Here is a 12,538-nt window from a genome sequence, read left to right as displayed (position 1 = left end):
GCCGACGCGCTCGAGGCACTGGTCGAACGGCTGCGCGCGCTCGGCCATGACGTGACCGAAGGCAGCGCGGAGCTTTGCGCGGAACGGCGGGTCTATCGCCTCTACCGCTTTCGCGAACCGTTTCTCGATGTCGAGACTGAACTCGTCGCCGGGCAATTCAGCGACCGCTATCCCTTTGTGCCGACGCGCGGGATCACCGGCTATCGCACCGGGCCGCTCGGGCTGGGCCACGTCGTCTTTCACACGCACGACGTCAGAGGCGCGGTGGCGTTCTATCGCGATGTCATGGGCTTTGGCCTTACCGACTACATGGGCTGGGCCGATGCGGAGGCGGTGTTCCTGCATTGCAATCCGCGCCACCACAGCCTTGCCATCATGAACCTGTGCATGGGGCGGACCAGCGGGACGTTCAACCATCTGATGGTGGAGGCGCAGGAATACGACGACATCGGTTATGCCTATGATGTCGCGCGGGACAAGGCGCTGCCGATGATCATGGATCTGGGCAAACATACCAACGACCACGTCCATTCGTTCTATATCCGCACGCAGGGGGGATACGGGCTCGAATACGGGTGGGGTGGACGGCTGGTCGGGCCCGACTGGCAAGTGCGGTTCTATGATCAGCCGATGCTCTATGGCCACAGGACGCCCGCATGACGGGGCGCGACTGGACGCAATTGGGCGTTGTCGAGGCGGCGAGCGCGATCGCGGCGGGGACGCTGAGGGCGCAGGATCTGATGCAGGCTCTCATCGCGCGCATCGATGAGCGCGATCGGGCGGTGCTGGCGTGGTCCCATCTCGGCCGCGAGGCGGCGATGGCGGCGGCGCGTGCGGCGGATGCGTACGAAGGACCGCGCGGACCGCTGCACGGGGTACCCGTAGGTATCAAGGACGTGATCGACGCTGTGGGGCAGCCGACCGAATATGGGTCGGAGGCTTTCGCCGGGCACTATCCCGATACTGACGCACCGGTGACCGCGCGGTTGCGCGCGGCGGGCGCGATCATCATGGGCAAGCTGGTGACGGCCGAATTTGCGACGTACCGCCCCGGTCCCACGCGCAATCCTGCCGATCCCGGGCACACCCCCGGCGGATCGTCGAGCGGGTCGGCCGCCGCGGTTGCCGACCGGCAGGTGCCCTTGTCGCTCGGCACCCAGACGGCGGGATCGGTGATCCGTCCGGCCTCGTTCTGCGGCGCGTTCGGGTTCAAGCCCAGCCATGGCCGCTATCCGGCGCAAGGGGTGATCGAGACGTCGCACCGGCTCGATACGGTCGGCACGTTCGCACGGTGCGTCGCCGACCTCGCGCTCGCGGATCTCGTTCTCGCCGACGAAGCCGAGACCGCTTTCGTCGATGACCGGCCGCTCACCATCGGCGTGGTCGAAGGAGGGATCTGGGCCGGGGCAAGCGCGGCCATGGGCGAAACGCTCGGCCGTTGGGCTCGGCGGTTCGCGGCGGCGGGTCATCGGGTCATCGGCATCGGCGCGCCCGCCTTGCTGGAAGAACTGGGCCCGGCGCAAAAGGTGATCCACCAGTACGAATGCGCGCGCCTGTTGCTCTCCATCCGCCGCGAACGGGCGGACAAGGTCAGCGAAGTCTTTCGCGCGTTCATCGACGGCGGACTGGCCTTGTCCGGCGACGCCTATGCGCAGGCCTGCGCGGTGCAGGATCGCGCGCGGGAGATGGAGGGGGCAATCTTTGCCGGGGCCGATCTGATCCTCGCGCCGAGTGCGCCGGGGATCGCGCCTGCCGGGCTCGACAGCACCGGTGATCCCGTCTTCTGCCGCCCGTGGACCGCGCTCGGCACGCCCAGCCTGGGTTTTCCGGCGGGGCACGAAAGCGGATTGCCGCTCGGACTGCAACTCAACGGACGGCGGGGCAGTGACCGCCTGACGCTCGGGCAAGCCGCGCGTCTGCTCGATCCGATCCCATCCTGACAGGACATCCCGCCATGCCCGACACCCGAAAGATCCCTTTCACTCCCGCACAGCAGGCACTTTACGAGCGGGTCTGCGCCCGGATCGATCCCGGTCGGCTCCGGCAATTGTTGTTCGACCTGACCGACATTCACAGCCCGACCGGGGCGACCCGCGCGGCCAGCGAATTCATTGCCGGAAAGCTCGGCCGAGCGGGATTTGCCAGTGCCTATAAACCGATGAGCGAGACCACCGGCAATGTGCTGGCGCAACGGCGGGGCAGCGGGCGCGGCGCGGATCTCCTGCTCTATGCGCCGATCGACACTCATCTTGAAGGGGACGACAGCGACTATCCCTGGGCAGGGCCGAACCGCACGGTCGCTCTGCAACCGCGCGCACATATGGTCGGCGACTGGGTCTATGGGCTGGGTTCGTCCAATCCCAAGGCGATGGTGGCAACGATTGTGGAGATCGCGACCGCAGTCGCCGAATCCGGCGTCGATCTGCTCGGTGACCTGACCATCGGGTTTGCCGACGGGGGCATGCCGGTCAATATCCCCGCGCGCGACAATGCGGGCATGTCGAACGGGGTGTTCCACTTGCTCAATCGCGGCATGGCGCCCGATTTCGCGATCATCATGAAACCGTGGAACTGGGTCTATCACGAGGAACCGGGCATGGGCTGGTTCCGCATCACGGTAAAGGGCACGCTGGGCTATGCCGGGGTGCCGCGCGGCTTGCCCGATTTCCGCAGCTCGGTGGTTCCGGCCGCTGCCGTCATCACCGCGCTCGAACAATGGCTGATCGACTATGCCGAGGCCAATACCTCGGGCCAGATCAAGCCCCACGGCTGGATCGCGGGGGTGCGCGGGGGGTGGCCCGAACGTCCCGCTTTCCCGACCGCCGCGACCGAGATCCTGTGCGACGTCCGCATCAATCCGCGCACCTCGCCGGGGAATGTCAAAGCCCAGTTCGCAGCCTTCATCGCCGGTTTCCGCGCCGCCCATCCCGACATCGACCTTGATTGGGAGATGGTTGGATCGACCCCGGGCGGGACCACCGATCCCGAAAACTGGATCATTCAGTCTGCCCAGCGCGGCTGGGAACATGTCGAAGGGCGCGACTATCCCGAACCCGACCTTCTCGGCGGTCAGACCGATGGGGCCGCGCTGCGCCGTCTGGGCGTTCCCACCGCCCGTATCGGCTGGCCCTGGCCCGCGAGCGGCTCGCCCGAACCTGTCGCCGAAGGACTGGGCGGCATGGGCGCGACATATGTCCCCGATCTCATCCCCTGCGCCCACAAGATCGCCTATGCGGTGATCGACACCCTGACCCGCCCACGCGAGGACTTGGGGCTTTAGGGGCAGACGGTCACGCGCCCGGGGCGCTCGAGGGATCGTCCGGGGAACGGGTGGTGAAGACCGTCTTCACCACCTGGAACATCTGGCGGCGGAGCCAGCGATGGGCGGGGTCGCGGTCCCATTTGGGGTGCCAGGCCTGAAAGAAATCGGTCAAGGGCAGGGGGAAGGGGAATTCGAAACTGGCAAGGCCGAGCGCGTCGAGCGGGAGGCGGCTGATGACCATGGTGGGCAGCGGCAGGATCATGTCGGACTGCGCGATCTGGTCCACCATCGCGTAATAGTTGGGAACGACCAGAACGATCCGGCGTTGCAGGCCGCGCGCGCGCAATTGCTGGTCGATCGGGCCGTGGGGGCGACCCCGGCGCGACACGCTGATGTGGTCGTAGGCGGCGACCGTTTCGGCCGAGATCCCTTGGGTAAAGATCGGGTGGTCGCGTCGGACAAGGCAATCCATCCGTCCGCGCCCGAGCGTCTGGCGGCGGATTTCCGGCGCCAGCGAGGTCGTCGCGCCCAGATAGAGGTCGATCGCGTCAGACCGCATCGCGTCCTCGGGCGGGTCGTCGGCTTCGGGGGCAAAGACCAGTTCGCAGCGCGGCGCCTGATCCAGCATGCGACGCAGCAGCGGACCGGCAAAGGCCGCAATCAGCAAGTCGGCGGCGCGGATCACGAATTTCCGCTCGAACTGTCCGGGGTCCTCCGCCTCGTCTCCCTGCACCAGAAGATCGGCCTCCGCGATGAGGCCGCGCACTTTCTCGCCCAGCGACAGCGCAAGCGAGGAAGGCACCATGTCGCGGCCCGAACGCACCAGCACGGGATCGCCGAAAACCTTGCGCAATTGGGCAAGGTGGCGGCTCATCGTCGCCTCGCTGACCTGAAGCCGCCGGGCGGCTGCCGTCACGCCGCCTTCTTCGACCAGCGCCTTGAGCGCGCGCAAGAGGTTGAGATCGTAGCCCCGCATGAATCGTTCAGCTTTCTAGAGGTTGGCCGGTCGATGACCAGTCGTCGATGCCATCAAATATGAGGTTCCGGCAATTCGAAAATGATGGTTCTGTCCCGTGCTGCAGTGCGACAATGGGGCGTTCATGGAGCTGCACCTGCACAATCCGGCGCCGACCCCGCTGGCCGCACCGCCCATGCCGTCCTACATTCCGCCGTTCGGTATCCGGACCGTGGTCGGGGCGCTGGGCGTGTTGCTGGCGGTCCATGTCGCTGGTTTCAACGAACACATCACCGAAATCGGACTCGCCGACATCAGCGGCCAGATGCATCTGGGCCATGACGAAGGGGTCTGGTTCCTGTCCACGTACGAGGCGTTCAACATCGCCGCCATGGCCTTTACGCCGTGGTTCTATGTGACGTTCTCGATCTATCGCTTTACCCTGTTCATCACGGCGGCGCTGGCGCTTTTGGCCTTGCCCGCGCCGTACATGCCCGATGTCGTGTCGTTGTGCGTGTTGCGCGCGTGTCAGGGGCTCGCGGCCGGATGCCTGCCGCCGATCCTGATGACGGTCATGCTCAAATACCTGCCGCCGCATCTGCGCGTGTTCGGGATCGGCGGTTATGCGATGAGCGCGACATTCGGCCCCAATCTGGGCGGCCCGCTCGAAGCCTTGCTGTTCGGTCATCTCGGCTGGCAATGGCTCTATTGGGAAACGCTGCCGCTTTGCGCGATCGCCATCGCGATGATCGCCTGGGGCCTGCCGCGCGACCCGTCGCACTGGGAACGGTTTCGTCAGTTCAACTGGCGCGGGTTCGTGCTGGGCGTGCCCTCGATCACGGCGGTCGTGACGGTGCTCTACCACGGCGAGCGACTGGACTGGTTCTCCTCGCCGCTCATCGTCCATCTCTCGATTTTCGGGGGCGTCCTTTTCGTCGCGTTCATCGCGCACGAATGGTTCCATCACAGCCCGTTCTTCCGTGTCCAGTTCTGGGGCAATCGCAATATCGCCTCGTCGCTGATGACGCTGGTCGGAACGCTCGTCATCTGCGGGTTGATGATGGAAGTGCCGATGACCTTCCTGGAAGAGGTCCATGGGCAAAGGCCTGAACAGATCGCGCCGGTCGCTCTCATTGTCGCCCTGCCCCAGTTGATCCTGCTGCCGGTGACAGCGGCGTTCTGCAACATGCGCGCGGTCGATTGCCGGTGGGTTCTGGGCTGCGGCATGGCGTTCCTTGCCACGGCGGCGTTCCTTGGCACCGGGATCAATCCCGAATGGATGCGCCAGAATTTCTATCTCATCCAGGCCCTGCAGATTTTCGGTCAGCCGATGGTGGTCATCCCGACGCTGATGCTGGCGACGATGGCGCTGGGTCCGGCGGATGGACCGATGATTTCGGGCATGGTCAACATGTTGAAAGGGCTTGCCAATGCGCTGGCCTTTGCAATCTTTGCCGTGCTCTTGCGGACGCGCGAGAATTTCCACTCGGTCATGTTGCTCGACCGGGTCGGCCATGATGTCCATGTCCTGCCCGGCCTTGTCGGCAACCCGATTGCCGGGGGGCTCGCGACGAGCGGGCCCGACGGGGGGAAACAGGCCCAAACCGCGCTCGAAGTCTTTCACGGCTATGTCCATGAACAGGCGATCACGCTGACGCTGGCGGATATCTATCTGCTGATCGCCATCCTGTGCGTGGGCTACATCGCGCTCAACGCGCTGCTGCCTGCGCGGGTCTATCCCCCGCAACCGGTGCCCCCGCCCCCTCCGGCGGATCTCCCGGCGGGCGAACCTTCTTCCGATCTTGTCCCTCAAAACTGACGGGAAACCTTCATGCCTTTCGCAAAACCGCTTGTCCTTGCCGGGGCGGCTGCCTGCCTGCTGGCCGGTGGCGCCATTGCCGCCGATCGCTATTTCGCCGCTGATGGCCCCGAACAGACCACCAATGACGCCTATGTCGAAGCCGATTTCACCACGGTCGCGCCCAAAGTCGCCGGGCGCATCGACAAGGTCCTGGTCGAAGACAACGAGATGGTCCGCCCGGGCCAGGTTCTTGCCCATATCGAGGACGATGATTTCCGCGCCGCGCTGACCATGGCGCAAGGCGATGTCGCGGCGATGGAGGGCAATGTCGCCCGGCTCAAGGCCGACATCGCCCGGCAGCAGGCGGTGATCGACGCCGCACGGGCGACGGTCCGTGCGGACGAGGCCGACCTCGTCTTCGCTCGCCAGAACCGCGCGCGTTACAGCCATCTGGCCGAAGGCGGCGCGAGCCCGCAGGAATTGCGGCAGGGCGCCGAAGCCAAGGCCGCCACCGCCGACGCCACCCGCGCCCACGATCAGGCCGAAGTGAGCAATGCCACCGGCCAGATCGCCGTGCTCAAGGCACAGTTGCAGCAAGCCGAAGGCCAGCTCGACAAGGCACGCGGCGCGGAACAGCAGGCGCGGCTCAACTTGTCCTATTGCACCATTCAGGCGCCGGTCTTCGGCCGGGTCGGCGCGCGCGGCCTGCGCGTCGGGGCCTATGTTCAGGCGGGCACCGGCCTGCTTGCAGTCGTGCCGACACAGGCCGCCTATGTCGTCGCCAATTTCCAGGAAACCCAGTTGACCCGCATTCGCCCCGGACAGCAGGCGAGCGTCTGGGTCGATACTTTCCCAGGCAAAGTGCTGCACGCCCATGTCGACAGCGTTGCCCCGGCAAGCGAAGTCGCGTTCTCTCCGATCAAGCCCGACAACGCGACCGGCAATTTCACCAAGGTCATCCAACGCATTCCGGTCAAGCTGACATTCGATCCCGGACAGCCTCTGGCCGCGATGGTGCGCGTGGGCATGTCGGTCGAGGCGAAGATCGACACGGCTGCCCCCGCCAATGGCGCCCATGCCGGAGACGAACGCTATGCCTGGCACTGACGGCACGCGTGCGCGCCTGCGGCGCCTGCTTTCCGCCACGCTTTCGCTCGCGGTTCTGGGCGGTTGCACGGTCGGGCCGAACTATCACCACACGGTTCAGCCCGCCCCGGCGCAATGGCATGAAAGCCTGCCTGCCGCCGACAGCCATGTGACCACCCAGCCGATCACGGCGCGGTGGTGGGAGCTTTACGGCGATCCCGAACTGACCTCGCTCGAGGAACAGGTCGTGGCGGGCAATCTCGACTTGCGGATTGCCTCCTCGCGGCTCGACCAGAGCCTTGCCGAGCGCAATATCGCTCGCGCGGCGCGGTTGCCGCATGTCGATGGCGCGGCCTCCTATGCCCGCGAACGCGCGAGCCCCAATGGGGTGATGAGCCTGCTCGGCACCGGCGTGAACCAGAGCACCGGCACGATTGCCAGCGGCCAGCAGGGGTTCGGACCTGCTGCGGCGTCGGGTTCGTCGGGATCGAGCGATTTCGACTTGCCACAATATGGCGTCAGCGCCTCGTGGGAAGTCGATCTTTGGGGCCATGTCCGCCGCCAGATCGAAGTCGCGAATGCAACCTTGCAGGCAGCGCAGGACCAGCGGCGCGACATTCTCGTCTCGTTGATGGCCGAAACCGCCAGCGACTATATCGCCTTGCGCAGCGTGCAGGCGCAGATCGCGCTGACCGGGCAGAATCTCGACACCGCGAAACGTCTGGTCGACCTCACCCGCCTGCGCGAAAGGGAAGGGGCCTCGGCCCGGTTCGAGACGGCCGCCGCCAATGGCCAGATGCACGATTTCGAAGCGCGCCTGCCTGCGCTACGCAGTCAGGAAGCGCATCTGCTCAACGCATTGAGCTTTCTGGTCGGGCGCGAACCCGGCGCGCTGACGGCTGAACTCGGCAAAGTCAAAGCCGTGCCGCCGGTGCCCAAAGATCTGCCCGTCGGGCTGCCCTCGCAACTGGCCGAACGGCGCCCCGACGTGCGCATGGCCGAGGAAAAGCTCCACGCCGCGACGGCCAGCATCGGTGTTGCGATTTCGGAATTCTTCCCGCGCCTCACTCTGTCGGGCAGCCTTGATATTCAGGCCTTGCAGTTCGGCAATCTCGGCACATGGGCCTCGCGCCAGTATGGGTTCGGCCCGACGATGACGCTGCCCCTGTTCGAAGGCGGCAAGCTTAAAGGTCAGGTCCGCCTGCGCCGTGCCGAACAGCGCGAAGCCGCGATTGCCCTGCAACGCACGATGCTCAAGGCGTGGCAGGAAATCGACGACGCCATGGCCGACCTCAGCGCCGCGCAGACCCGGCGCGGGCGCCTTGCTGACGAAGTGGAAGCCAACCGCGTCGCGCTCGATATGGCGCAACGGCAATACGAAGCGGGCTCGGGCGACTTCTTGCGCGTCCTGACCATGCAGGCGACCTTGCAGACGAACGAGATCACTCTGACCGAAGCGGGCGCGGACATCGCCTCGGCCTCGACGCGCCTTTACCGCGCGCTCGGCGGCGGGTGGGACACGGTCTATCCCGATTGCACGGGCAAGCCGTGTCATGCGCAAGGGGGGGTAACGCGCCTCGCGCCCGGGTGACGCCTTGCGATTTACGGCCTAGAACAAGGGCGAAAGCCGTTTTCGAGAGGTGCCGTTGCATTTGCGTGTCCTACCCTGTTTCGTCGCGGGAACCGTCTTGGGCGGCTTTCCGGCCCATGGTGCAGAGGAACAGGTTGCGCCGGATCATCCGGGGCAGGACCACACAGCTCTGGCGCCGCCGTTGCGGGCGGCGCTGGATGCGGCGATCGCGAGCGGGAACGATGCCGACATCGATACGGTGGCCAAGTACCTGAAAAAGGCCGCGCCCGAAAATGCGGCTGAGATCGACGGGATCGTTGCCCATCGCCGGGCCCAGGTTGCTTCTGTCAAAGAGGACAAGCTGCGCAATGAGCGGTTCTTTCAGGGGTGGAAGGGTGAAGGCCAGATCGGCGCCTCGCAATCCTCGGGCAATACCGATACCGTGGGTGTGACCGTCGGGCTCAAGCTCAAGAAGGAAGGGCTGCACTGGCGGCACAATTTCAACGCTCTGGTCGATTACGAGCGGTCGAGTGGCGTGACCGACCGCAACCAACTGCAATTCGGGCTCGAATCCGACTACAAGTTCAGCGACCGGGTTTTTGTCTTCGGTTCTGCGCTTTACGAACGGAACCGCTTTTCGGGCTACAATTCACGTGTGTCGCTGTCGGGGGGCATCGGCTATCGCGTCATCGCGGCACACGATTTCTCGGTCGATCTCAAGCTTGCTCCGGCATGGCGGCGCACCGATTACCTCGACGAGCCGAATGCGAACGAAGTGACCGGACTGGCTCAGCTCAACAGCCTGTGGAAGATTTCCAAGACATTGTCGTTCAATGAAGATGCGACCATGTTGAGCGGCAATACCAATACCAGCCTGACCTCGCTCAGCGCACTGACGTTAAAAATCAACAGCACCATATCCGTACGCGCCGCCTACCAGCTGACCTATAACAGCCAGCCTACGGATACCTATCGGACCACCGATACCTTGACCAGGTTTACCCTTGTCTATGGATTTTGAATGTCTTGATCTGTGAATATCGTTTGCCTTCCGAAGATATTCATTGCGAACAGATTAACGGTTAAGGTTATGTTATCCATATAAATTAAATTATGATGTATTAAATTCGAGATAAGGTTGCCCAACATCACAGTGATCGGGGGCATTGGGGGCGATGATAAAGTGGATTTGCCATCGGCATTCCTTGGCTCTTGTCCGAATGGATGATGGAAATGTTCAACCTGGCCGATGACCGTGTGCGGCTGTTGCTCGATACTATACCAGTTGCCCTTTCGCTTGAGGATGGGAACGGTCGGCGCGTTTCCCTCAACCGGGAGTCGGAAGCGCTCTGGGGAGAAGCCGGTCCCGCCGCCCTGCGCGATCTTGCCGCGCGGGCCATCCCGCTGCGTTCGGTCCAGCCTTGCGATTGTGCCGCCGGGGACGATTGCTGCGGCGAACGCGAGGACGTCATCTGGGATGACGAGCGGCAGGCGTGCCGCACTTTGCGTACCTTGCGCCGGGCAATTTTCGATGAACACGGGCAATTGCGCCATATGCTCAATGCCTCGGTCGATATTACCGAGAGCAAGCGGCTGGAACTGGAACTGCGCGACAGCGAAAAGAAGTTGCGCGGTCTGTTCGAACTGTGCCCGCTCGGCATTGCGCTCACCACGATGGACGGCGCATACCTTGAATTCAACGAGGCGTTCTGCCGAATCTGTGGTTACAGCCCAGACGAGATCCGCAAGCTTGATTACTGGGCGCTGACGCCCCGCAAATATGCCGAGGCCGAGCAGATCCAGCTCCGAAGCTTGCTCGAATTCGGGCACTATGGCCCTTATGAAAAAGAATATATCCGCAAGGACGGTTGTTGCGTTCCCTTGCGGCTGACTGGTGTCCTTCTGCAAGGTAGCGACGGCAAGTCCTATATCTGGTCGATCATCGAGGACGTCACCGAGCAGCGCAAATCGCAGGAAGCGATCTGGCGCCACGCCAATTTCGACATGATGACCGGATTGCCCAACCGGCGCATGTTCTATGAACGGCTCGAACGGGATATTCTGAGCTCTGCCGTCGAAGAGCGGCGTCTGGCGGTGATTTTCCTCGATTTCGACAATTTCAAGGAAATCAACGACGCCTTCGGTCACGACAAGGGCGATGAAGTCTTGCGGGAAGCGGCGCGGCGGTTGAAAAGCCATTTGCGCGAAAGTGATGTCATCGGGCGACTGAGCGGGGACGAATTCACGCTGATCCTCCGTTCGTTCCGCGACGATCAGGAAATTGACAATGTCGTGCAGCGCCTGCTGGCGACGCTGAGCGAGCCGTATCGATTCGGCGCGGACATCCTCCACGCTTCGGCCAGCGTCGGGATCGCGGTCTATCCCGACGACGGGGCCGCCGCCGACGAGCTTATCCGTCATGCCGATCAGGCGATGTACGAAGCAAAGGCGCAAGGGCAGGGGCGTTTCAGCCATTTCCATCGCGAGCTTCAGGAGGAGGCGAGCCACCGGTCGCGCATGGCGATGGAATTGCGTCATGCGCTCGTCGAGAAGCAGTTTCGGCTCTATTACCAGCCGATCGTGGCACTCGACAGCGGCGAAGTGCTCAAGGCCGAGGCCCTGTTGCGGTGGGAACATCCCCGGCTCGGCCTGATCGGCGGGGGCGATTTCATTCCTGTCGCCGAACAGGCGGGAAGCATCCATGCGATCGGGCAATGGGTTTTCGAAGAGGCTGCCAATCAGGTCGCGAGGTGGGACCGCGCCGGGTGTCCGCCGATCCAGCTCGGCATCAACCGCTCACCGGTGGAATTCCGGCGTCCCGATAACGCGCTCGATGCCTGGACGACGCAGCTTGCGCAACTGGGGCTGTGCGGCAGCCGTTTCGTCGTTGAGATCACCGAGGGACTGCTGGTTGAACAGACCCCGGTCGTGCGTGGGCAGCTTGAACAATTGGGCCGGATCGGCAGCGGTCTGGCGCTCGACGATTTCGGGACGGGCTATTCCTCCCTCTCCTATCTGCGCAAGTTCGATGTCGATTTCCTCAAGATCGACCGCTCGTTCGTGCAAGGCCTCGCGCCGGGGTCGGAGGATCTGGCGCTGTGCGAGGCGATGATCGTCATGGCCGAGAAGCTCGGCATCAAGGTCATTGCCGAAGGGATCGAAACCGAGCAGCAGCGCGACCTGCTGGCCGCAGCAGGATGCCATTTCGGGCAAGGCTACTGGTTCGGGCGACCGATGCCCGCAGAGGCGTTCACGCGTCGCCTGTTGCAGGGAAAGGGCGTGGTGTCAGCGTGACGCGTTGCGCTTTTCCAGAATATCGATCGCGATTTCGGCGAGCACATGAAGGCAGGCGCCAACCACTCCGCCGATGAGGACTTCGCCGCCGCGTGACAGCCCGGCTTCAAGCAGGGTAGAACCTGGCGGCCGGGTCATGAACACGATGGGGCCGGTCCACATCGCCACTTTGAGCAAGGGCCAGCGGCGCACGACCATGGCGCTGACCGCGACGCTCACGGCGACTTGCGATGCGGTGCCGCCGCCGAACATGGCGGTGGCAAGCCCGCTGCCGATCGCGGCGATCACGCCCACGATCGTCCCGGCAAGGCGCCAGAGCACGGCGGTCCGGGTTTCGTCGAGCCGTTCCTGCGACACGATGATGCCCGAGACCGAGGCCCAGACCGGATGGCCGAGCCCGACGGCATTGGCGATCAGATAAGCGATCGTCGCCGCCGCCGAACAGCGCGCCACGAAAGCGATGTCGCGGGCCCTGTCCAGACGATGATCGGCGCCGGGGCTGCCATCGGTGATGGGAACGATCGGGTCGGTGTCGGGTGTCATGGCTGCATGGTGCCGCAGTCAGCCGTC

General features: G+C 64.2%; 10 protein-coding genes. 8 read left to right on the top strand and 2 right to left on the bottom strand.

Annotation, left to right across the window (positions count from 1 at the left end):
* The 3 genes from Y88_RS18425 to Y88_RS18415 all read left to right on the top strand — a co-directional run.
* Positions 1-660: VOC family protein (locus tag Y88_RS18425; protein ID WP_232281141.1), on the top strand; the 660-nt coding region annotated here is incomplete at its 5' end.
* The gene (locus tag Y88_RS18420; protein WP_018076020.1) at positions 657-1,940 is read left to right on the top strand and encodes an amidase; all 1,284 of its coding nucleotides are present in this window, start codon (positions 657-659) and stop codon (positions 1,938-1,940) included. The genes Y88_RS18425 and Y88_RS18420, both read left to right, overlap by 4 nt.
* Positions 1,941-1,954: 14 nt before the next feature.
* Entirely contained in the window at positions 1,955-3,280 is a 1,326-nt protein-coding gene (locus Y88_RS18415) for a M20 family metallopeptidase (RefSeq protein ID WP_008072020.1), read from the top strand.
* A gap of 10 nt (positions 3,281-3,290) precedes the next feature.
* On the opposite strand, the gene Y88_RS18410 is transcribed toward Y88_RS18415, so the two are convergent.
* Complete coding sequence (locus tag Y88_RS18410) at positions 3,291-4,238, bottom strand: LysR family transcriptional regulator (protein WP_008072019.1); 948 nt, start codon at positions 4,236-4,238, stop codon at positions 3,291-3,293.
* A 124-nt stretch (positions 4,239-4,362) separates the two neighbouring features.
* Here Y88_RS18410 and Y88_RS18405 point away from each other — a divergent pair, with 124 nt between their 5' ends.
* The 5 genes from Y88_RS18405 to Y88_RS18385 all read left to right on the top strand — a co-directional run bounded on the left by Y88_RS18405 (position 4,363) and on the right by Y88_RS18385 (position 11,968).
* The gene (locus tag Y88_RS18405) at positions 4,363-6,036 is read left to right on the top strand and encodes an MFS transporter (protein ID WP_008072015.1); all 1,674 of its coding nucleotides are present in this window, start codon (positions 4,363-4,365) and stop codon (positions 6,034-6,036) included.
* Positions 6,037-6,048: 12 nt separating this feature from the next.
* The gene (locus tag Y88_RS18400) at positions 6,049-7,125 is read left to right on the top strand and encodes an HlyD family secretion protein (protein ID WP_008072013.1); all 1,077 of its coding nucleotides are present in this window, start codon (positions 6,049-6,051) and stop codon (positions 7,123-7,125) included.
* Positions 7,112-8,695, top strand: coding sequence for an efflux transporter outer membrane subunit (locus tag Y88_RS18395; RefSeq protein WP_008072006.1), 1,584 nt, complete (start codon positions 7,112-7,114; stop codon positions 8,693-8,695). The genes Y88_RS18400 and Y88_RS18395 overlap by 14 nt, the downstream gene beginning before the upstream one ends.
* A 97-nt stretch (positions 8,696-8,792) precedes the next feature.
* Positions 8,793-9,695, top strand: a complete 903-nt coding sequence (locus Y88_RS18390) for a DUF481 domain-containing protein (RefSeq protein WP_018076018.1) — start codon at positions 8,793-8,795, stop codon at positions 9,693-9,695.
* A gap of 191 nt (positions 9,696-9,886) precedes the next feature.
* Entirely contained in the window at positions 9,887-11,968 is a 2,082-nt protein-coding gene (locus Y88_RS18385; protein ID WP_008072000.1) for a putative bifunctional diguanylate cyclase/phosphodiesterase, read from the top strand.
* On the opposite strand, the gene Y88_RS18380 is transcribed toward Y88_RS18385, so the two are convergent.
* A complete protein-coding gene (locus Y88_RS18380; protein ID WP_008071999.1) occupies positions 11,960-12,511 on the bottom strand; it encodes an FUSC family protein in 552 nt (183 codons plus the stop codon). The two genes, Y88_RS18385 and Y88_RS18380, sit on opposite strands and share 9 nt — an antisense overlap.
* Positions 12,512-12,538 lie beyond the last annotated feature (27 nt).

It is taken from the genome of Novosphingobium nitrogenifigens DSM 19370, assembly GCF_000192575.1.
Taxonomy (GTDB): domain Bacteria; phylum Pseudomonadota; class Alphaproteobacteria; order Sphingomonadales; family Sphingomonadaceae; genus Novosphingobium; species Novosphingobium nitrogenifigens.
This window is presented reverse-complemented; position numbering and strand designations above follow the sequence as displayed.